Origin of the sequence: Janthinobacterium sp. CG_23.4 (assembly GCF_029892305.1) — a bacterium.
GTDB classification, from domain to species: Bacteria; Pseudomonadota; Gammaproteobacteria; order Burkholderiales; family Burkholderiaceae_D; genus Janthinobacterium; species Janthinobacterium lividum_D.
Genome location: NZ_JARXUX010000001.1, coordinates 488,268 through 509,727 on the forward strand (window position 1 = coordinate 488,268; position 21,460 = coordinate 509,727).

General features: G+C 60.7%; 18 protein-coding genes. 13 read left to right on the forward strand and 5 right to left on the reverse strand.

All coding sequences use genetic code 11. The features are described 5' to 3' along the window. Positions 1 to 283: 283 nt before the first annotated feature. The 8 genes from rsmB (at position 284) to H4V96_RS02245 (ending at position 8,537) form a co-directional block, all read left to right on the forward strand. On the forward strand, positions 284 to 1,711 hold the full coding sequence (gene rsmB / locus H4V96_RS02210) for a 16S rRNA (cytosine(967)-C(5))-methyltransferase RsmB (protein WP_196856093.1): 1,428 nt from the start codon (positions 284 to 286) through the stop codon (positions 1,709 to 1,711). Then, the gene (locus H4V96_RS02215) at positions 1,683 to 2,315 is read left to right on the forward strand and encodes a DUF4390 domain-containing protein (RefSeq protein WP_196856092.1); all 633 of its coding nucleotides are present in this window, start codon (positions 1,683 to 1,685) and stop codon (positions 2,313 to 2,315) included. The genes rsmB and H4V96_RS02215 overlap by 29 nt, the downstream gene beginning before the upstream one ends. Next, positions 2,315 to 4,612 (forward strand): ATP-binding protein, encoded by a 2,298-nt coding sequence (locus tag H4V96_RS02220; protein WP_029496041.1) that lies wholly within the window; start codon positions 2,315 to 2,317, stop codon positions 4,610 to 4,612. The genes H4V96_RS02215 and H4V96_RS02220 overlap by 1 nt, the downstream gene beginning before the upstream one ends. A 98-nt stretch (positions 4,613 to 4,710) precedes the next feature. Beyond that, positions 4,711 to 5,430 carry a response regulator gene (locus H4V96_RS02225; protein WP_010393218.1) on the forward strand — a complete coding sequence of 240 codons (720 nt, stop codon included), beginning with the start codon at positions 4,711 to 4,713 and terminating at the stop codon, positions 5,428 to 5,430. Next, entirely contained in the window at positions 5,427 to 5,828 is a 402-nt protein-coding gene (locus H4V96_RS02230) for a GTPase (protein ID WP_196856091.1), read from the forward strand. The genes H4V96_RS02225 and H4V96_RS02230 overlap by 4 nt, the downstream gene beginning before the upstream one ends. 165 nt (positions 5,829 to 5,993) lie before the next feature. Beyond that, positions 5,994 to 6,251, forward strand: a complete 258-nt coding sequence (locus tag H4V96_RS02235; protein ID WP_010393222.1) for a DUF3567 domain-containing protein — start codon at positions 5,994 to 5,996, stop codon at positions 6,249 to 6,251. Between the two features lie 77 nt (positions 6,252 to 6,328). Beyond that, entirely contained in the window at positions 6,329 to 7,108 is a 780-nt protein-coding gene (locus tag H4V96_RS02240) for a class II glutamine amidotransferase (protein WP_029496042.1), read from the forward strand. 148 nt (positions 7,109 to 7,256) lie between these two features. Beyond that, positions 7,257 to 8,537: an EAL domain-containing protein gene (locus H4V96_RS02245; protein WP_070346562.1), complete on the forward strand. Its 1,281-nt coding sequence runs from the start codon at positions 7,257 to 7,259 to the stop codon at positions 8,535 to 8,537. 111 nt (positions 8,538 to 8,648) lie between these two features. Here H4V96_RS02245 and H4V96_RS02250 read toward each other — a convergent pair whose 3' ends face one another. Next, positions 8,649 to 9,020, reverse strand: coding sequence for an SPW repeat protein (locus tag H4V96_RS02250; protein WP_196856090.1), 372 nt, complete (start codon positions 9,018 to 9,020; stop codon positions 8,649 to 8,651). 123 nt (positions 9,021 to 9,143) lie between these two features. Then, the gene (metH, locus tag H4V96_RS02255; protein ID WP_196856089.1) at positions 9,144 to 12,938 is read right to left on the reverse strand and encodes a methionine synthase; all 3,795 of its coding nucleotides are present in this window, start codon (positions 12,936 to 12,938) and stop codon (positions 9,144 to 9,146) included. 275 nt (positions 12,939 to 13,213) lie between these two features. On the opposite strand from metH, the gene H4V96_RS02260 reads away from it, so the two are divergent. From H4V96_RS02260 to H4V96_RS02270, 3 genes are all read left to right on the forward strand, one after another. Then, a complete protein-coding gene (locus H4V96_RS02260) occupies positions 13,214 to 13,363 on the forward strand; it encodes a hypothetical protein (protein ID WP_280720672.1) in 150 nt (49 codons plus the stop codon). 236 nt (positions 13,364 to 13,599) lie between these two features. Then, on the forward strand, positions 13,600 to 16,077 hold the full coding sequence (locus H4V96_RS02265) for an IPT/TIG domain-containing protein (RefSeq protein ID WP_280720673.1): 2,478 nt from the start codon (positions 13,600 to 13,602) through the stop codon (positions 16,075 to 16,077). Between the two features lie 171 nt (positions 16,078 to 16,248). After that, positions 16,249 to 16,656: a 4-oxalocrotonate tautomerase family protein gene (locus tag H4V96_RS02270; protein ID WP_196856087.1), complete on the forward strand. Its 408-nt coding sequence runs from the start codon at positions 16,249 to 16,251 to the stop codon at positions 16,654 to 16,656. Here H4V96_RS02270 and H4V96_RS02275 read toward each other — a convergent pair whose 3' ends face one another. From H4V96_RS02275 to def, 3 genes are all read right to left on the reverse strand, one after another. Next, positions 16,657 to 17,559: a LysR family transcriptional regulator gene (locus tag H4V96_RS02275; RefSeq protein ID WP_196856086.1), complete on the reverse strand. Its 903-nt coding sequence runs from the start codon at positions 17,557 to 17,559 to the stop codon at positions 16,657 to 16,659. A 34-nt stretch (positions 17,560 to 17,593) separates the two neighbouring features. Further along, positions 17,594 to 18,550 (reverse strand): methionyl-tRNA formyltransferase, encoded by a 957-nt coding sequence (gene fmt / locus H4V96_RS02280; RefSeq protein WP_010393238.1) that lies wholly within the window; start codon positions 18,548 to 18,550, stop codon positions 17,594 to 17,596. A 120-nt stretch (positions 18,551 to 18,670) separates the two neighbouring features. Next, positions 18,671 to 19,213: a peptide deformylase gene (def, locus tag H4V96_RS02285; protein WP_196856085.1), complete on the reverse strand. Its 543-nt coding sequence runs from the start codon at positions 19,211 to 19,213 to the stop codon at positions 18,671 to 18,673. Between the two features lie 304 nt (positions 19,214 to 19,517). Here def and dprA point away from each other — a divergent pair, with 304 nt between their 5' ends. Beyond that, the gene (dprA, locus tag H4V96_RS02290; protein WP_196856084.1) at positions 19,518 to 20,630 is read left to right on the forward strand and encodes a DNA-processing protein DprA; all 1,113 of its coding nucleotides are present in this window, start codon (positions 19,518 to 19,520) and stop codon (positions 20,628 to 20,630) included. A gap of 94 nt (positions 20,631 to 20,724) precedes the next feature. Continuing rightward, the gene (locus H4V96_RS02295; protein ID WP_196856083.1) at positions 20,725 to 21,189 is read left to right on the forward strand and encodes a DUF494 domain-containing protein; all 465 of its coding nucleotides are present in this window, start codon (positions 20,725 to 20,727) and stop codon (positions 21,187 to 21,189) included. Positions 21,190 to 21,460: the final 271 nt, after the last annotated feature.

Here is a 21,460-nt window from a genome sequence, read left to right on the forward strand (position 1 = left end):
ATTATACTGGTTTGCCGGCGGGAACAATACGCTTGCTGGCAAGGTTGCCGAGCCAGCACATTTCTCGATATTGTCAGGATAACATGCCCATGTTGGTGCATGAAAACATCAGCACGACCCATTCTGCTTGTATATATGCAGTTTTTTTCCGTAAATTGCCCTTATCGCTGCAATCGCTTGGGCCAGAGGGCGCCACAAACGCTACAATCGACCCTTTATTGATGACGCGCGGCCGCGTATTTTCCTCCATGCCGCCAGCCGCGCGCAGCCACACCGGATAACTATGAACAAGCGCCCCACGCTGAAATTGAAAACCAAGCCGGCGCCAGGCCAGGCGTCCGCCTCTGCCGCACCGAAATTGCGTCCCAGCTATCATCCTGACCTGAAACCGGTCTTGCAGCCAGGCTTTCAGCCCGATTTGCGCGCCGACTCGCTGGCGTTCTGCCTGCTCGGCGCCGCCAATGCCGTGGCGCAAGTGCGCACGGGCACGGCCTTGCCGCAGGCGCTGGCCAAGGTATTTACGCAATCGAATGCCAGCCCGCAGGCGCGCGGCGCAATCCAGGATATTTCCTACCGCACCATGCGCCAGCTGGGCCGCAGCGAAACCCTGGTCGGCCTGATGACGTCGAAGGCGCCCGAGCCGCCGATGCTCGCCGCGCTGCTGTGCTGCGCACTGTCGCTGATGTCGGCCGAGCCGGACGAGCAGCCGTACGAAGAATTCACCGTGGTCGACCAAGCTGTCACGGTGGCCACCTCGCATCCTGACCTGGCGCACGCCAAGGGCATGGTGAATGCCGTATTGCGTCGCTTCTTGCGTGAGCGCAAGTCCTTGCTGGAAGCGGCCCTGCAGCAACCGGTGGCGCAATGGAATTATCCGCAATGGTGGATCGATTCACTGCGCCTGGCCTATCCCCGCGACTGGCAAGCCATTTTGACGGCCGGCAATGCCGTGCCGCCCCTCACCCTGCGCGTGAATCGTCGCAAGAGCACGCTCGAAGCGTATCTGGCCGTGCTGGCCGAAGCGGGTATCGCGGCGCGTCAGGTGGGACCGTTTGCCGTGCGCCTGGATAAGCCCATCGGCGTGGCGCTGATTCCCGGCTTCGAGCAGGGCGTCGTTTCCGTGCAGGATGCCGGTGCGCAACTGGCCGCACCGCTGTTGGACTTGCAAGATGGCATGCGCGTGCTCGACGCCTGCGCGGCGCCCGGCGGCAAGACTTGCCATATCCTGGAACTGGCCGATGTGCAGGTCACCGCCATCGACGCCGACGCCAAGCGCCTGCCGCGCATCGCGGAAAACCTCGAGCGCCTGGGCCTGGACGCAAGATTGAAGGCGCAGGATGCGCAATCGAGCGCGTGGTGGGACGGCCAGCAGTACGACCGCATCCTGGCCGACGTGCCGTGCACTGCCTCGGGCATCGTGCGCCGCCATCCGGACATTCGCTGGTTGCGCCGCAAGGGTGATGCGTTCCAACTTGCAACACTTTCCGCCAAAATTCTGGACAACCTGTGGCAGATGCTGCGCCCCGATGGTAAATTGTTATTCGTGACATGTTCATTGTGGCCGCAGGAGTCCGAGGCGCAGGCGGCGGCATTTGCGGTGCGCAATAATGCCACCCGATTGACAGCGCCTGGCCAGCTGTTGCCAACTGGCAGCGCGGAGCAGGACCATGACGGTTTGTTCTATGCGCTATTCCAAAAAAATGCGGCTTGAGCGATCCGGCGAACCTTTTCCTACCGACACCACCGGCACACTCGTGACAACACGCATCTTCCGACTCCTGGCCCTGTTGCTGATGCTGGCATGCAGCATGCCGCGCGCGCATGCCGCCGACGTGGTCGACATCACCCGTGCCTACATCGAGTCGAGTGAGGAGGGCTACAAGCTGGCCGCCAGTTATTCGTTTGATCTCAATCACGACCTCGATGATGCCGTGCAGCATGGCGTGCCGCTGTATTTCACGACGGAAATCGAACTGACCCGGCCTCGCTGGTACTGGTTCGATGAAAAAGCCATCGTGGCACGCCAGACCAGCAAGCTGTCGTACAACGTGTTGACGCGCCAGTATCATGTGTCAGGTGGTGGCTTGCAACAAAGTTTCCCCACGCTCGACGACGCATTGTTTTTGATCCGCCGTCCCAGCCGCTGGCAGGTGGCGCGCCGCGGCGCGCTGAAAGTGGGACAGACGTATAACGTCACCTTGCGCATGGGCATGGACCGCGATTACCTGCCCAAGCCGATACAGGTCAATGCCTTCAACAATAGCGACTGGCGCCTGGCTTCGAATAAAAAAACCTTCTTGTACACGGCGGAGTAGTGAGTCAAGTATTGCGCTATCTTTTGGTGGTGGGCGGCGGCATTGTCAGTATCTTGCTGTTCCTGCTGGCGTCGGCTTCCAATAATTCCGGCTTTTTCGACCGCTATTACACCTGGCTGCTGGGCCTGAACGCCGCCGTGGCCGTGGCCCTGCTGGCGTTGGTGGGCATTTCCCTGGGGCGCCTGTACGCGCGCTACAAGAGCGGCAAATTTGGTTCCAAGCTGATGACGCGCCTGGTGATGCTGTTCGCCGCCGTCGGTATCCTGCCGGGGCTGGTGGTTTTCCTTGTCTCCGTGCAATTCGTATCCCACTCCATCGAATCCTGGTTCAACGTCAAGATCGAAGCGGCGCTGGAATCGGGGATTGAGCTGGGTCGCGCCGGCCTCGATGCGGCCTTGGTCGAACTGGACCACCGGGGACACAAGGCCGTCAAGGAACTGGGTGCCGACCCGGTGACCAGTCCGGCCGTGCTGACGAGCCTGTTGCGCGAAGAGGGCATGCAAAATGTGATGATTGTCAGCGGCGACGGCGTGCTGCTGGCCAGCGCCGGGCCGCACAGCGCGGCCGACTTACCCACCCCGGCCATGCTGGTGCAGGCTGCTGCGCCAGCCGGTTATGCCTCCGCCGAAGGGGGGCTGGAATTGCACGACGATGGCACGGAGTCGGGTGGTGGTGGTTTCCGTGGTGGCATGCCGGCATCGCTGGGAACGGCCGCCAGCCTGCGCCTGCGGGTGCTGGTGGGCGTGCCGGGACCCTCCGTCTCACCACGCTACCTGCAACTGCTGCAGGCGGTACCGCCCAAACTGGCGACCAATGGCGAGGTGCTGCGCGCCGCCTACAGCGAATACAAAGAACGTTTTGTCGCGCGCGTGGGCTTGCGCAAGATGTACATGGAAATTCTCACCTTGACCCTGCTGCTGGCGATCTTTGGCGCCATCGGCAGCGCTTTCCTGATCGCCGGGAAGCTGGCCCAGCCCCTGCTGCTGCTGGCCGAAGGCACGCGTGCCGTGGCCGAGGGCGACCTGTCGCCGCGCCCCATCGTCGCGACCAAGGATGAACTGGGCACACTGACGCAATCGTTCAACATCATGACGCGTCAGTTACTCGACGCGCGCACGGCCGTGGAAAGCAACCGCGCCGCGTTGCAAAACGCCAAGGCCCACCTGGAATCGGTGCTGGCGAACATGTCGGCTGGCGTGATGGTACTCGACGGCGATTTCAAACTGGTGACGTGCAATGAATCGGTCGAGCGCATCTTGCAGCATTCGGGCATGAGCACGGTGGGCCAGCCGTTGGCGAATATTACTGGAATGGAAGAGTTTGGCGGTGCCATCATCAGCGCCTTCACGGCGCAAAGCGCGCAATCGGCCTCGGGACGTAACCAGCAGCGCCTGCACTGGCAGCGCCAGATCGAGATTCCGCGCCGCCTCGGCAGTAGCGCCGACGAGCATGACATCACCTTGCTGACGCGCGGCTCGCGCTTGCCGCTGGAGTCTGGCAGCGGTTACATCGTCGTGTTCGATGATATTTCCGACGTCATTTCCGCGCAGCGCTCGATCGCCTGGGGCGAGGTGGCGCGCCGCCTGGCGCATGAAATCAAGAATCCACTCACGCCCATCCAGTTGTCGGCCGAGCGCCTGCAGATGAAGCTGGAGGGCAAGCTGGAGCAGTCCGACGCCGACCTGCTCAACCGCGCCACCAGCACCATCGTCAAGCAGGTCGACGCGATGAAGCGTATGGTCGATGACTTCCGCGATTATGCGCGCACGCCGCCGGCCGTGCTCATGCCCTTGCGCCTGAACGAACTGATCGAAGAGATCCTGAATCTCTATCTGCGCGGCGATGATGGCGATATCATCCACCCGCAGCTGGCGCCGAATCTGCCGATGGTGATGGGCGATCCGACCCAGCTGCGCCAAGTTATCCATAACTTGCTGCAGAACGCGCAGGACGCCATGGCCGACCTGCTGCCGGACTCGCCGCATCCGCGGATTGACGTAAGGACGGAAGCAATTCATTATCGCAGTGCGGACGGCGGCGTGAAAATCGCCGTGCGGCTCGCCATCACCGACAATGGCCCTGGTTTCGCGCCAAAAATCCTGGCGCGTGCCTTCGAACCTTATGTGACGTCGAAGGCGCGCGGCACGGGATTGGGCCTGGCGATGGTAAAGAAAATTATCGATGAGCACGGCGGACGCATCGATATCGAGAACCGGGTCGACGGCAATGGCGCTTCGCTGGTCATTTTGCTGTTAAAGTTAGCTCCCGACACTTCCGCGCAGGATTTCCTGGCGTGAGGGTCTGGTTTAGTATTTAAAACACTAATAAAATCATAGTTGTCCGCCGTGTGCATCTTGTGCGCGACGGCCGGCGAAATGAGGAAGGCAAGACACGAATGGCAAACATACTCGTAGTGGATGATGAAATGGGTATCCGTGAGTTGCTCTCGGAAATATTGGGAGACGAAGGACATGCTATCCAGCTGGCCGAAAATGCGCAGCAGGCGCGTGAAGCGCGTGCCGCGGGCGCGCCGGATCTGGTACTGCTCGATATCTGGATGCCCGACACCGATGGCGTGACCCTGCTCAAGGAGTGGCAGCGCGATGGCTTGTTGACCATGCCGGTGATCATGATGTCGGGCCACGCCACCATCGACACCGCAGTCGAGGCGACGCGCATCGGTGCCATGAACTTCCTGGAAAAACCGATTGCCCTGCAAAAACTGCTGAAAGCGGTCCAGCAAGGCTTGACGCGGGCACAGGAAACCGTGCGCGCGCCGAGTGTGGCGCCGCGTGCAGTCGCACCCGTGGTGGCCGAGGAAAGCAGCCATCCAGTGCCTAGCTTTGGCGGCAGCGCGCCGCAACAGCTGATGGTGCGTCCAGGCATCGCCGTAGCGGCGGTGGCCGAAGGCCATGGCTATAACCTGTCGTTCGATTTGCCGCTGCGCGAGGCGCGCGATGCGTTCGAGCGCATGTACTTTGAACACCATCTCGGGCGCGAAGGCGGCAGCATGACCCGCGTGGCGGAAAAAACGGGCCTGGAACGCACCCATTTGTACCGCAAGCTGAAACAGCTAGGCGTCGAACCGGGCAAGCTGGCCAAGAAAAGCCTGTGACGACAGGCGTGCGGCGTCCAACGCCGCTGACCCTGGTCAGCGGCGGGAGCGCCGCCGCACGAGAGGCAGCCATCGCGCAAGCCTTGGCGCCGCATGAAGCAGCTGCCGTGATCCTCGAAGGATTGGCCGATGGCAACGCCATGCTGGCCGACCTGGCGGCGCAAGTCCCCCCTTCTTTAGCGTTTCCATTGCAATTGTTGCGCATCGCACCCGGCTGCCTATGCTGCAGCGGTAATCTCGTATTGCGTGTAACATTGAATCGTTTGCTGCGCCATCCACCGGCGCGCTTGTTTGTCAGCTTGGCAGACGCCTCGCACATCGAACAATTGCGCATCTGGCTTACGGCCAGCCCCTATGATGGCTTGCTGGCGCTGCAAGCCGACATAGCGGTTTCCTGAGCGCGACTGATTGACGATTTCAACATGGAATGATGGCAATTGCATTTGCATCTCGTTACAACTCTGTAGCCCGTTGGATGGTGCGGCGCTTGAAATGGCGGCGTATCAGCCCCACCTCTGTTCTGAAACCGCAGGAGCCTCTCCTGCCTGAGCGAAGGATGCAAAATGAATCTGATCTATAACAGCGAGCAATACAGCGTGGTGGAATTTGGCGCCGACGTCGACCTGGAAGCGCTGCGTTTTGGCGGCTATGAAATCGTCGACAAGGGTGGCAAGCGCGAAACCTTTATCGCCGGCGTCCTGGCCCAGCATTTCCGCCGCGACGTCACCGAATTGATCGCCAGCGAACCCAGCATGGAAGAAATCGATGAATTTTTGGGCAGCTACGATTCCCTCATGAGCCAGCCAGTGCTGTTGCATTAGTCGCATGGCTATCACCACCATACCAATCCGCCGGGCGGCATGGTATGGTGGCCGGGTTATCCTGCTGCAAACAGACCATGTGCCAACTTCTTGGAATGAATTGCAATGTTCCTACGGACATTGTATTTAGTTTTACCGGCTTCGCCATGCGCGGCGGCCAGACCGATACCCACCACGACGGCTGGGGCATCGCCTTTTTCGAGGGCGCCGGCGTGCGCCATTTCGTCGACCACCAGGCGGCGATCGCCTCGCCCGTGGCCGAACTGATCAAACGCTATCCTATCAAGTCGCGCAATGTCATCGCGCATATCCGCAAGGCCACGCAAGGCCGGGTAGCGCTGGAAAACTGCCACCCCTTCGTGCGCGAACTGTGGGGCCGCTACTGGGTATTTGCGCATAATGGCGATTTGAAAGAATTCTTTCCCGTGCTGACAGGTAGTTACCGTCCCGTCGGTTGCACCGACAGCGAGCTCGCTTTCTGCTACCTGCTGCAGGAGCTGCACGCGCGCTTTGGCGATGCCCCGCCGGCGTTGCCGCAACTGCACGCTGCCTTGGCGCAGTTGTTGCCCAGCATCGCCGCCCACGGCACCTTCAACATGATGTTGTCGAGCGGCGAGGCGCTGTTTGCCCATTGCTCGACCAGTCTGCATTATTTGGTGCGACAACATCCGTTTCCAACTGCTAAACTCTCTGACGACGACCTGAGCGTGGACTTTTCCCAGGTGACGACGCCGCAGGACCGCGTGGCCTTGATCGCTACTCAGCCTCTGACGACAAATGAGCAATGGACGGCGTTTGCGCCGGGCGAATTGAAATTATTTGTCGACGCAATAGTGCAAGAGATGCCAGTGGCCTGATTTGGCCTAATTTGTTGACGACAATACGCTTGATTACTGCCAAAATACTCACAGTGCGGGCAAAAATTCAGCTAAAGTATTGTCAATAGTGAACCTTGATGCGGGCGCCGCGCTGCCGGTGTCACTCGACCTGATTGATGAAGACTTAATGATCGATATTTCCAGCAACGACATCACCCCGAAACCCTTGCGCGTGCGCGAGTTTTATCTGGGGCGACAACCTATCCTTGACCGCAATCAAGCCCTGTTTGGCTATGAGTTGCTATTCCGCAATGCTCCGGTAGGCCCCGCCAATATTTCCAGCGACCTGTCCGCCACGGCATCCGTGATCGCCCATGCCTCCCAACTGGGAATGGAACGGGTCATCGGCGATGCGCTCGGTTTCGTCAACGTCGATGCCGACGTGATCATGAGCGACATTTTCGTGTTTTTGCCGCGCGAAAAAGTGGTGCTGGAAATCGTCGAATCGATGCTCGTCACGCCGGAGGTGCGCGCGCGCATCAGCGAACTGGTCGGGCATGGCTTCGCCTTCGCGCTGGAAAACGTGGTGTCGGATACGTCGCAAGTGCAGCAGTTGTTGCCACTGGTGCAATATGTAAAGATGGACATGAGCACGGTCGACCCGCAAGTGCTGGCAGCGCTGGCACCCCGTTTCAAGCAGGAACAAAAGAAACTGGTGGCGGAAAAGGTCGAGACACGCGAAGAATTCAAATTGGCGCTGGACCTGGGCTTCGATTATTTCCAAGGCTATTATTTTGCCAAGCCCGCCATCATGACGGGCAAGAAACTGTCGCCTTCGCAACTGGCGGTCATGGAGCTGATGACCTTGGTCACGTCCGATGCCGGCAATATGGATATCGAGCGCGCCATCAAACGCGACGTGTCGCTGGCCCTGAATCTGCTGCGTCTGGTGAATACGCCTGCCGTGGGCGCGCGTCAGCGCATCGATTCGCTGAGTCAGGCCGTGACCGTATTGGGCCGTCGCCAATTGCAACGCTGGCTGCAAATCATGCTCTACGCCGAGCCAAGCAAGCGCGGCCACAGCATGACGCCGCTGCTGATGCTGGCCACCACGCGCGGCCGCTTGCTTGAACTACTCGCGCATAAACTGCGCCCTAACAATGCCCACCTGGCCGATATCGCCTTTACGGTCGGCATCATGTCCCTGATGGATACCCTGTTCGGCGTGCCGATGTCGGAAATCCTCACGCAGATCGAAGTCACCGATGAAGTGGCCGCCGCACTGCTGTCGCGCGAAGGCTTCTACGGCGACTTGCTGCGCTTGGCCGAATGCATCGAGCGCATCGAAGACATGGAAGGCGAGATCGTGCCAACCTTGCGCGACCTGGCCATGTCGCCGGACGACCTGGTGGAGCTGGAAATGGCTGCCTACGAATGGAGCGATAACGTTGTCAGGTATGCGCTGTAGGTCGGATTAGGTGGGGCCGCCGAGGCCCAAAGGGCCGTAATCCGACAACATTGTTGGCGCGTTCTTCAAAAGCCCTGCACGGCGATGCCGTGACAGGGCTTTTTTGCGCCGCTACGCTGCCGCACCGGGCCAGTGCTTGTGCAGCTCGGGGTCGGTGCGCAGTTCCCACAGGGCCAGCACGACGACGGCAATGCCGACGAGCAACTCGTTCCACAGGACGACGCGCTGTTCGGCCAGCCGCAAGATCCACGGCGATGTGGCGACCCAGACGCCCACCAGCAGGTTGACGACGACGGCCCAGAAATACGTCTTGTACAGGTCGAAGGCGGCCAGCACGGCGATCACCAGGCCCGAAACCAAGGCATTGAGCATCTGCGGCGAGCCTTCGGGATAGGAAAAAGCCCAGGGTGAGACGAGCAGCCACAGGCCCAGCAACAGGATCAATTGATCTTGCCAGCGTTTCAGTTTGAAATTGCTTGCCATATTACCTCCCTTGGTTGACCCTGAGCAGTCAGGAAACGGGCCGGAGCGGGCATGCAGCATGCCGACCGGCATACTGCGTTAGTGCGCTGCGGCGCGCGATAAGTTCCGCGCGCCTTGTACATATCATGACAGATTCGGTGCCAGCCAGCGTTCCACGTCCTCTATCTTGGCACCGCGGCGCTTGGCCATGTCTTCTACCTGGTCCATGCCGATCTTGCCGACCACGAAGTATTTCGACTCCGGGTGGGCGAAATAGAAGCCGGAGACGGCCGCGCCCGGGAACATGGCATATGATTCTGTCAACATCATGCCGATTTCCTCTGCCTGCATGACGTCGAACATCTGTTTCTTGACGGTATGCTCGGGGCAGGCGGGGTAGCCGGGCGCGGGGCGGATGCCGACATAGTGTTCGCCGATCATGTCGTCGTTGCTCAGCTGCTCGTCTGGCACATAGCCCCATAAATCCTTGCGCACGCGCTCATGCAGGTACTCGGCAAACGCTTCGGCCAGGCGGTCTGCCAGAGACTTGAGCATGATGGACGAGTAATCGTCATGCGCATCCTCGAAGCGTTTCTCGTATTTCTCGATGCCCAGCCCGGACGTGACGGCAAACATGCCGATGTAATCCTTCACCCCCGATGCCTTAGGCGCAATGAAATCGGCCAGGCACTGGTTCGGCCGTTGCACGCCATCGACCACGGGCTTGACGCCCTGCTGGCGCATGCCGTAATACGTAAACGCCACCGTACTGCGCGTATCGTCCGTGTACACCTCGATATCATCGTCATTGACGCTGTTTGCCGGCAGCAGGGACACGACGCCATTGGCCGTCAGCCAGCGCCCATCGATGAGTTTTTTCAGCAAGGCCTGGCCTTCTGCGTACACCTTGGTGGCCGCGTCACCGACTACTTCATCGGTCAAGATGGCCGGGAAGGGGCCGGCCAGGTCCCAGGTCTGGAAGAACGGACCCCAGTCGATATAGTCGGCCAGGGCGGCCAGGTCGACGTTTTTAAAGACGCGGCGACCAATGAACTTCGGTTTCATCGGCGTGCACGGGCCGTCGAAGGGCACGAGCATCTTGTTGGCACGCGCCTGCGCCAAAGGCAGGGTGGGCAGCGCCTTCTTGTTGGCGTGCTGCTCGCGGATGCGCGCGTAATCGAGTTCGATGTCTTGCACGTATTTGTCGCGCTGTTCCGGCGTCAGCAGGGATTGCGCCACCGAAACGGAACGCGAAGCGTCCGGTACGTAAATCACGGGGCCATCGTAATTGTGCGCAATTTTCACCGCCGTGTGGGCGCGGCTGGTGGTGGCACCGCCGATCAAGAGGGGAATCTTGAGCATGCGGAAATGATCGTCGCGCTGCATTTCCTTGGCGACATACGCCATTTCTTCCAGTGACGGCGTGATCAAGCCCGACAGTCCGATGATATCGGCGTTTTCCACTTTGGCACGCGCCAGGATTTCCGAGCACGGCACCATCACGCCCATATTCACCACTTCGAAGTTGTTGCACTGAAGAACGACGGTGACGATATTCTTGCCGATGTCATGCACGTCGCCTTTGACGGTTGCCATGATGATCTTGCCCTTGGGCTTGGCGACGATGCCCGTGCGCTTTTCTTCCAGCAGTTTTTCTTCCTCGATGTACGGAATCAGATGGGCCACCGCTTGCTTCATGACGCGCGCCGATTTCACCACTTGCGGCAGGAACATTTTTCCCTGGCCAAACAGGTCGCCAACCACATCCATGCCCGCCATCAAGGGGCCCTCGATCACGTGGATCGGGCGTCCGCCATTGTGCAGCAGTTCCAGGCGTGCTTCTTCCGTATCTTCGACGATGAATTGCGTGATGCCGTGCACCAGCGCGTGCGACAGGCGCGCCTGCACCGTGCCTTCGCGCCAGGCCAGGGTTTGTGCCTCGGCCTTGCCGCCCGCCTTCAGTGTGCCGGCAAACTCGATCATGCGTTCGGTCGAGTCTTCGCGCCGGTTCAGCACCACGTCTTCCACGCGCTCGCGCAATTCCGGGTCCAGGTTGTCGTACACGCCCACCATGCCGGCGTTGACGATACCCATCGTCATGCCGGCCTTGATGGCGTGGTACAGGAAGACGGTATGGATGGCTTCGCGGGCTGGATCATTGCCGCGGAAACTGAACGACACGTTCGACACGCCGCCCGAAATTTTCGCGTGCGGCAAGTTTTCCTTGATCCAGCGGGTGGCGTTGATGAAGTCGACGGCGTAATTGTTGTGCTCTTCGATGCCGGTGGCGACGGCAAAAATATTCGGATCAAAAATGATGTCTTCCGGTGGGAAGTCGAGCGCATCGATCAATAAGTGATAGGCGCGCGCGCAAATTTCAATCTTGCGCTCGAAGGTGTCGGCTTGCCCCTTTTCATCGAAGGCCATGACGATCACGGCGGCGCCGTAGCGGCGGCACAGTTTCGCTTGGCGCAGGAATTCTTCCTCGCCTTCCTTCATCGAGATGGAATTGACGATGGCCTTGCCCTGCACGCATTTCAAGCCAGCTTCGATGACCGACCATTTCGACGAGTCGACCATGATGGGTACGCGCGAAATATCGGGTTCCGAGGCGATCAGGTTCAAAAAGCGCGTCATGGCCGCCAGCGAGTCGAGCATCGCCTCGTCCATGTTGATATCGATCACTTGCGCGCCATTTTCCACTTGCTGACGCGCCACGGACAAGGCTTCGTCGTATTGCTCGTTGAGAATCATACGCGCGAAGGCCTTTGAGCCCGTGACGTTGGTGCGCTCGCCCACATTGACGAACAGTGATTCTTCGTTGACGACGAACGGTTCCAGACCGGCCAGGCGCAAGTCGTGCGATGGCGCCGGCACGCTGCGCGGTGTGTTTTTCGACAGTAACTCGCCGATGGCAGCGATGTGTTCAGGCGTGGTGCCGCAGCAGCCGCCGGCCATGTTCAAGAAGCCCGCATCGGCGAATTCGCGCAGCAGGGCCGACGTGTCGGCTGGCAACTCGTCGAAACCCGTGTCGCTCATGGGATTGGGCAAGCCCGCGTTCGGGTAGATACACACGAAGGTGTCGGCGATCTTGGCCAGCTCTTGCGCGTACGGACGCATCAGGGCGGCGCCCAGCGCGCAGTTCAGGCCGATGGTCAGCGGTTTCGCGTGACGCACGGAATTCCAGAAGGCCGGCACGGTCTGGCCGGACAGGATGCGCCCCGAGGCGTCCGTGACGGTGCCAGAAATCATCAGCGGCAGGCGTGCGACGGTTGGATTTTGCTCGTAGAACAGGTCGATGGCGAACAGCGCCGCCTTGCAGTTCAAGGTATCGAAAACGGTTTCCACCAGCAGCACGTCGGCGCCGCCTTCCACCAGGCCCTGCGTCTGCTGCAGGTAGGCCGCCACCAGTTGGTCGAAAGTGACGTTGCGCGCGGCCGGGTCGTTCACGTCGGGCGAGATCGATGCCGTCTTCGGCGTGGGCCCCAAGGCGCCGGCAACGAAGCGCGGTTTGTCGGGGGTGGAATATTTATCGCAGGCGGCGCGTGCCAGCTTGGCTGCCTGAACGTTCATTTCATAGGCCAGGTGGGCCATGTGGTAATCGTCTTGCGCGATCGTCGTGGCGCCGAAAGTATTCGTTTCGATCAGGTCGGCGCCGGCGGCCAGATAGCGCTCGTGGATTTCCTGGATGATGTGCGGCTGCGTCAGGGTCAGCAGCTCATTGTTGCCCTTGACGAACAGTTCACGCGCACCACTGTCGGCTGGCGCGGCGAAATCGATGAAGCGGCCAGCGGGGCCGCCACGGTATGCTTGTTCGTCGAGCTTGTATTGCTGGATGATCGTGCCCATGGCGCCGTCGAGAATCATGATCCGTCGCGCAAGAATGGCGCGCAAGGTGGCTTCGGTCGGGGACATGGCGGGGATCACGGTATCGTTCATTTCATGCTTTCAATAGGCAAACGGGCGGTGGCGCGGCGACAAGACAGTGACGAGGCGGTTGCGGGTCAGCCTGATCGGCTGTCGCAGATTGCCTGCCGGGTAGGGCGGGCAGGAGGTGGCAATCGCCGGATCTCACCGGGTCTAAAATTATACGGCATCAGGCTGCTTTAGTTTTCAGCAAAAGCGCTCGCAGCTCAGTTCGCCGTGGTTCGCGCAACACAACGGCGCCATGGCCAGTGCCGTGGCGGCAAGCGGGCGTCCCCGCTGACAATGACATGCCTGAAAATCCAGGCAAAAACGTTCATTTTTCCACCCGGGTTATCAGGAAAATATCTTGTCCGGGCGGTGCAGAAATGCTTCCATTGCGCGTGCCGTCTCTGCCTATTTTTAATGAGTTGAATGGCAATCGCGATAAAGGAAAATAAGTTTCAATGAATCTAATACAGAGTGAATGAAATGATTCTCTGAATGTAATTTGCCAAGCAGATTTTTAGTTATTATCGAAACCGATTAAATTAAAAGTATCAATAGTTGCCTTATGGAATCGAATTGGCTGATAATAGTCATTCCTGGAAATTAAATTCTCACTAAAAATCACCAATATGTTACATTTTACTTTTGCGCTTCCCTGTATTGCGCAGCATCAATATGGATCCCAGCCATGAAAAACCATTTTCTTATTGCATTGTTTCTCATGCTGGGCCTGTCCGCTTGCGGCGGAGGCGGGGGTGGAGGCGATAGCGTGGTGTCGACCACCGCCGGTAATCCGGTGGTGATTCCTGCCGTGACGGCCGTCTCGGCGACGAATGTTGCCGTTGGTGGCAGCCTGGTGGTGACGGGCACGAATCTGAGCCGTGTGACGGCCTTCCAGGTGGGCGGCGTGACGCTTGTCATCGGCGCCGCCAGCGACAGCAGCGTGACCTTGGCCATGCCGGGCCTGCCCGTCACGGGCGCCTTGAGCCTGGTCAGCGCCAGCGGCACGGCGGCCACCAGCTATAACGTCAATGTGTACCTGCCATTAAGCGTGGGCAGTGTCGCGCCATTGGCAGGCGAAGTCGGTTCCAGCGTGACGATCACGGGTACCGGCATGGGCGCCGTGACGGATGTGAAGTTTGGCACTGGTGCGTCGGTGAAGCCGCAAAGCCAGACCGCCAGCAGCATGACCGTGCTGGTGCCTGCGGGCGCGGCAACGGGAACGCTGACGGTGAGCGGTCCGTACAATAATGTCATCAGCAGCGACACCTACACGGTCTTGCCGAGCGTGGCAGTGACGTCGATCAGCACGTTCGTCAACGGCGCCACCTTGTCGGTGACTGTGCAGGGCAGCAACCTCGACCAGGTTAGCAGCGCTTCCGTCGGCAGTACGCCTGCGACCATCGTCAGCGCCAGTGCCAGCCTATTGGTGTTGTCCGCACCAGCTTCAGCAACGGGTAACGTGATGCTGTCTGCCACTTCGCGCATAGCCGTGAATGCGGGCACGGTGTCGGCCTTCACCCTGAGCAGCATTGATTTCGCGCAGGTATTGAACCTGAACGCCAGTAATGGAGCCTTGCGCCTGACGCGCGGTAAATCGGCCGCCGTGCGCGTGTCCGTGCTCGGCACCCAGGCGGGCCGCAGCAGCCCGGCCGTGACCCTGAACGCCACGGCTGCCGATGGCAGCAACCTCGGCAGCATCAACATGAATGGCCCGTCGGTGTTGCCGACGACGAAAAGCGATTACAGTTTCAACGGCAATTTCAGTGCCGTTTTGCCGGCAGGCTGGATCTTCCCCGGCGTGCGCGTGCGCGTGACTGCCGTGGGCAATGATGGCACGCAGGTCAGTCAGGAAGCGGCGCCGACCGTGTCCAGCGCGGCGCGCATCCGCCTGGTACTCGTGCCCTTGAGCACCGATGATGGCTTGGCACAACTGCCTGACGCCGAGGTGATTCGTACTGCACTGACTCGTGTCTATCCGTATGCAGCAGAAAATATCAGCATTACTACGCTTGCCCCACTGAGCATACCAGGTAGCAGCACGGCCGACGGTTGGTGGAACACGACGCTGGAAACCCTGAACAATAAGCGTGCTCAGGAAGATAGTGGCGCCTATTATTATGGTTTTTTGCCGAAAATGTCGTCCACCCGCGTCGCCGGCCTGGCCTACATCAACAAGCGCACCGGCAGCAGCGGCGATTTCACGGCGGCTATCGGCCTGGACGCCAGGTTCAACAACAATGCCGCTGTCGATCCCTTCGCCAATAGCTGGCCTCAATGGCTGACCACGCTGGTGCATGAGCTGGGCCACAATCACTCGCTGGAACACGTTGCCTGCGGCAGTCCTGCGAATGCGGATATCTTCTACCCGTATACCAATGGCGAGCTGGGACCGCAACCGCTGTACAACAGTGACTATGCGGGCAGCATTGGCCAGCTGAGCAAGGCAGTCTATGGCAGCACGGCGATGAAGGACGTAATGAGTTATTGCAGCGGTGCCTGGTTCTCGGACTATAGCTATGCGCGGATACAGCAATTCCTGGAAAAGCGCAGCACGCTGATGACAGGCAGCAATGTACTTGCCGCCAGCATGTCCGAGCCCGAGCATGGCTATCTGACCATTTCCGGTCGCATCACTACCGCCGGCGTGGGGCTGCGTCCTGCCGTTGCCTCCTCGGCGCGCATCGGTAGCGCTGCCAGCGGCAGTGGCCATGCATATACCTTGCGGGTGTTGACAGCGTCAGGGCAGACGATTGATTTGCCTTTCGATGGCGTGTCCGTGGCCGACCATGGCGGCACTGCCATGCGCCATTTCCGCGTCAGCTTCGCCAATCCGGGAGACATCAGTGACGTGGAAGTGCTGGAAAATGGCAAGGCTTTGGCCAAGCTGGAGCGTCCCGCGCGCCGCAGCAAGGCCGCCGCCAACGAGGCGACGTTTGAGGCGACCCAAAGCGGCGGCAAGCTGGCGCTGGCCTGGAATGCCGACCTGGAGCCATACGCAGCCGTGCTGCACGTAGGCGTCGATGGCCGCAAGACTTTGGTCGCCAGTGAGTTGACGGGCGGCAAAGCCAGTGTTGATGTGAGCGCCTTGCCGGCCGGTGGACGTTACGAGGTCAGCCTGTCGTCGTCCGTGGGCGGACGTTTGATGCAGGTGCAGCGCCGCTAGGCAAGGGCGCTGAATGCAAAAAGGGCTTGCCGCGGCAAGCCCTTTTTTTATTTCATTTTTTATAGGCGCAGGCATTGGTGCACATACTGCACAGATCCTGTGCCTGGCGCAGGCTGCCACTTTCCATCGCGCCTGCCTAGAATGTGTCTTCATCAACTTGCGGAGCTTCCCATGCCCATCCTGAACCTGCTTTTATCCAGCGCGCCTGATGCGCGCCAGTCCGCGGCCATCGCCGCTACCCTGAGCGCCTTGACGGCGCAGTTGCTGCACAAGGCACCCGAATTGACGTCGGTGGCAATCAGCCATGCCGATGCGGCGCACTGGTTTGTCGGCGGGCCATCGCTGCAGGCGCAGGGCAAGACGAGTTTTTTCCTCGATATCCTGATCAGCGATGAAACCAATACGGCAGCGGAAAAGACCGCGTATATCGCCGCCGTGTTCGCGGCCATGCAGGAGTGTCTGGGCGAATTGCATGACGTCAGCTATATCCACGTGCATGACGCGCGTCAGGCGGCCTGGGGTTATGCCGGCTTGACGCAGCAGTTTCGCGCCATGCGCAAGGCGCTGCTGCAGCCTTGATCAATCCCAGTAGCGATCCTGATAGTGCTGCACGGCAAAATCGACGAAGGCCCTGACCTTGGGCGACAACTGACGGCTGTGCGGGTACAGTGCGTACAGGGTTCGTGGACGCAAGGTGTAGCCGGGCAATACCTCCAGCAGCTTGCCGCTGCGCAGCGCATCGCGCACGATGAAGGCGGCTGCGCCGGCGATACCCATGCCGCCCACGGCGGCCTCGCGCAGTGCGATGCTGGTATTGGCTTGCAGGCTGCCGCGTACGGCAACCTTGTGCACGCTGCCGCCGGCGTCGGTGAACAGCCATTCTGCCGGCTTGTCGCCGGCTGTGTACATCAAGCAATTGTGCTGCGCCAGGTCTTGCGGCGTGGCCGGATGGCCATGGCGGGCCAAGTAGGCGGGCGAGGCAACTGCCAGCGTGCGGCTGCTGGCCAGCTGGCGCGCTACCAGAGTGGAATCGGGCAAGCCGCGCGCCAGGCGCAGCGCCACATCGAAGCCATCGTCGAGCAGGTCGACGATGCGGTCATTACAGACGAGGTCGATGTGTATGTGTGGGTAGTGCCGGGTGAAGGCAGGCAGCCAGGCGGCCAGTTCCAGCGTGCCGAAGGCCGTCGGTGCATTGATGCGCAGGCAGCCGGACGGCTGCGCCTGGTGCATGGCGACGGCGCGGTCGGCCGCATCGAGCGCGTCCAGGATGTCGCGGCTGGCCAGATAGTATTCCCGGCCGGCGGCCGTCAGGGCGAAGCGGCGTGTCGTGCGATTGAGTAACTGGGCACCCAACTGGCTTTCCAGCTGGCGGATCTGGCGCGACACAATGGAATGCGAGATGCCCAGCGCGGCGCCGGCAGCCGTGAAACTGCCCAGTTCCACGACGCGGCGCAAGGCGCGCAGGGTAGTCAGCTGGTCCATGCAGTGCTGGCCGCCGGGCTAGTTGGGGGCTGAATTAAACGAAACGTTTGCCTTCGAGCGGGAAGCCCTTGATGAATTCGGCTGCCGGCAGGCGCTTGCCGCCCGGTTTTTGCAGTTCCGTCAGGCGCAGTGAGCCATTGCCGCAGGCCACGACGATGCCGTGCTGGGCGTCGGCCGCGAGTACCTGGCCTGGCGCTTCCTTGCTGTCCGCTTCGAGCACGTCGGCGGCCCAGATCTTGATGGTCACGCCATCGACCTGGCCGCAGGCGCCGGGGAAGGGGTTGAAGGCGCGAATTTTCAGGCCCAGTTCCAGCGCCGGCTGGCTGAAGTCGAGCGCGGCCTCGTCCTTGGCGATTTTTGCGGCGTAGGTCACGCCCGCTTCCGGCTGAGGTACCGCTTCCAACGGCTGCTGCTGCATCTTGCGCAGGGTCTCGACGATCATCTTGCCGCCCAGCATGGCCAGCTTGTCGTGCAGGCTGGCGGTCGAATCGCCCGCTTCGATGGGCATGCGCCCGATGGCCAGCATGGGGCCCGTATCGAGGCCTTCTTCCATCTGCATGATGGTCACGCCTGTTTCATCGTCGCCGGTCTCGATGGCGCGGTGGATAGGCGCAGCACCGCGCCAGCGTGGCAGCAATGAAGCGTGAATATTGATGCAGGGTTTGATGTCGAGCGTGCTGCGCGGCAAGATCAAGCCGTAGGCCGCCACGACCATCACATCGTAGTCAAGCGACAGCAGGCGCGCGTGGGCCGCTGTTGCCTCGGCGGCGCGCTGCGGGTCCTTGCTGTCCATACGCAGCGACAACGGTTGCAGCACTTCGATGCCATGCTGCTGCGCGTATTGCTTGACGGCCGAGGCATGCAATTGCATGCCGCGTCCTGCAGGGCGGTCGGGCTGGGTCAGCACCAGCGGGATATCGAATCCCGCTTCGTGCAAGTCTTTCAGTGCCGTGGCGGCGAATTCAGGCGTGCCTGCGAAGATCACTTTCATATGCATCCTTGACGTGAGGTGCGCAGGCCAGTGCCGGAGGCGCCAGGCTGGCGTGGTATAACGACTACTGTTGCTGCTTAGTCTATCAGCAGTGCCGCAAAAGCGGCGGACAATGTGTTTTCAGAAACGGCGATTTTGTGCGCGCAGGCTCGCTTCGCGTTCGAGACCACGGAGTTCCTTGACCATCTTGGTCTTGATGCGGTTGCGCTTGAGCGGCGACAGGTATTCGACGAATACCTTGCCCAGCATATGATCCATCTCATGCTGGATGCAGACGGCCAGCAAGCCGTCGGCTTCCTGCTCGAACTGCTTGCCGTGGCGGTCCAGCGCGCGCACCTTGATGCGGGCCGGGCGCTCGACGCCATCGTAGACGCCAGGCACGGACAGACAGCCTTCGTCGTAGATCTGCTTTTCTTCGCTGGCCCAGGTGATTTCCGGGTTGATCAGTACTTGCAGCTGGTTTTTCTCTTCGGTGATGTCGATCACCATCATCTGGATATGCTCATCCACTTGCGACGCGGCCAGGCCGACGCCGGGGGCTTCGTACATGGTTTCTGCCATGTCGTTGATCAAGGTTTGCAGGCGCTCGTCAAATTCGGTGACAGGCTTGGCGATCGTGTGCAGGCGAGGATCGGGGTAACGCAGGATATTTAATATGGACATACGGATTCGACTGGTTAAGGTGGGCGCCGGTGCGCCAGATTATTCATGCCAGGGCCATACGGACGATGGCAGGGCTATTTGTTTTGAGTACGCTACGGTAAGGCGCGTGTGGCGCAACGGCGCGGCAGATGCGTTTGCCAGTGCGCTATTCGTTTGCTGCAAAGAGAAATTTTATCACAGACGCTCATGACGCTGTGCATGAAGGGCCGTTTTGCCGCGCCATGGCACGCATCCTTGCGCGTGTCGGTATCGCGCGTGCGCCACGGCGCTAGCATGGGATGCTACAGCACACAGTGAGGTTGTCATGCATGCAATGTCAACGACGGCAGACACGGCCACGGAATTGGCCGGCTGGCTGCGCCTGCAGCATCTGCCCGGCGTGGGGCCGGTGGCGGCGCGCGCCTTGCTAGCCCGCTTCGGCTTGCCGCCGCTCATCTTTGCCGCCCCGTTCGATACCTTGCGCGAGGTGGTGCCAGCCAGCGTGGCGCGTGCCATCGTGCAGCCGCCCAAACCGGTGGCCAACAGCCAGTTGGCGCTCACCTTGCAGTGGCTGCAGCAACCCGGCAATGCCGTGCTGACCCTGGCCGATGCCGCGTATCCGCCCCTGCTGCTGGAAATCGCCGATCCGCCGCCACTATTATATGTACGCGGGCGGGTGGAACTGCTGTCGCGTCCCAGCGTGGCCATCATCGGCAGCCGCAATGCCAGCGCGCAAGGCATGCACAATGCGGCCGCCTTTGCCCACGCCCTCAGCGCGGCAGGCTTGAGCATCATTTCCGGGCTGGCGCTGGGCATCGATACGCATGCGCACGAGGGCGGCTTGCGCGGCGTGGGCGCTACCGTGGCCGTGATCGGTACGGGCGCCGATTTGGTGTATCCGCGCCGCAACTTTGATCTGGCGCAAAGAATTGCCGAGCAGGGCTGCATCGTCAGCGAATATGCGTTGGGCTTGCCGGCCATGCCTGCTAATTTTCCGCGCCGAAACCGCTTGATCAGCGGCCTGGCGCGCGGCGTGCTGGTGATCGAGGCGGCCGCACACTCGGGTTCACTGATCACGGCGCGCCTGGCCGGCGAGCAGGGGCGCGATGTGTTTGCCTTGCCCGGCTCCATTCACGCCACCCTGGCCAAGGGTTGCCATGCGCTCATCAAGCAGGGCGCCAAGCTGGTCGAGTCGGCCGATGACGTGTTGCAAGAGTTGCGCTGGCTGGGCTGCGTTCCCGGCGTCCCTAGCGTGCGGCCAGCGGTGCAAGAAGAGACGCCGCTACTGGCCGCACTGGGCCATGATCCCCTCGATGCCGATACCCTGGCCGCGCGCAGCGGCCTGGCCATGGGCGCGCTGATGGGCCAATTGCTGGCGCTGGAGCTGGCAGGCTTGCTTGAACGCCTGCCGGGAGGCCTGTTTCAACGCTGTAAATGACAACTTGTCACTGGTGTGGCGGGCTTGCCGCGCGGCGGCGCTTTGTCGGCGCACACCCTTGTGCCGATGCGAACTTAGCTGATAAAGTAGCGTCATGTTCGATATCCTGGTGTACCTCTACGAGACTTACTATCGCCCCGACGCCTGCCCCGAGCCGGCTGTCCTGGCGCGCAAGCTGTCGGCCGTCGGTTTCGACGACGTGGAGATTTCCGAAGCGCTCGTCTGGCTGACGGACTTGAACGCCATGGCCGGCGTCGAGCAAACCCTCACTGCCAGCTGCACCGGCACGCGCTTCTACGTGAAGCAGGAAAGCGAGGTGTTGGGCACGGCCGCCATCGGCTTCATCCAGTTCCTGGAAAGCGCCAAGGTGCTTTCGCCGCTGCAGCGTGAAATCGTCATCGAGCGCGCGCTCGCGCTTGACGAGGCTCCCGTTTCGCTGGGTAAGCTGAAAGTCATCGTGCTGATGCTGCTGTGGAGCCAGGGCAAGGAACCGGATGCCCTGATGTTCGATGACTTGTTCGTCGACGACGAAGACCTGCCTCCCCGCCTGCTACACTAATAGAAACGTCCATCGCAGCGTGGCGCTTCCTTGCCCTGAATCTTGTGTGCTGAACCTGGCTATGCTGCCTGCGCTGTCTTGCGCACAATTGCCAGACTGACCTTGACCCTGACGCCGCTGCAGCGCCACCCCTTGACGATGTGCGGCAGCAGCGGGCACGCTAAGCGATGGTGTTTGCGTCTGTGCATTCCTGCTTGCAGATAACTTGCCGAATTCTTCAATAGGCGCTTATCATTGGTCGCTTGACAAGACTACAAGTCACCAGGCCTTG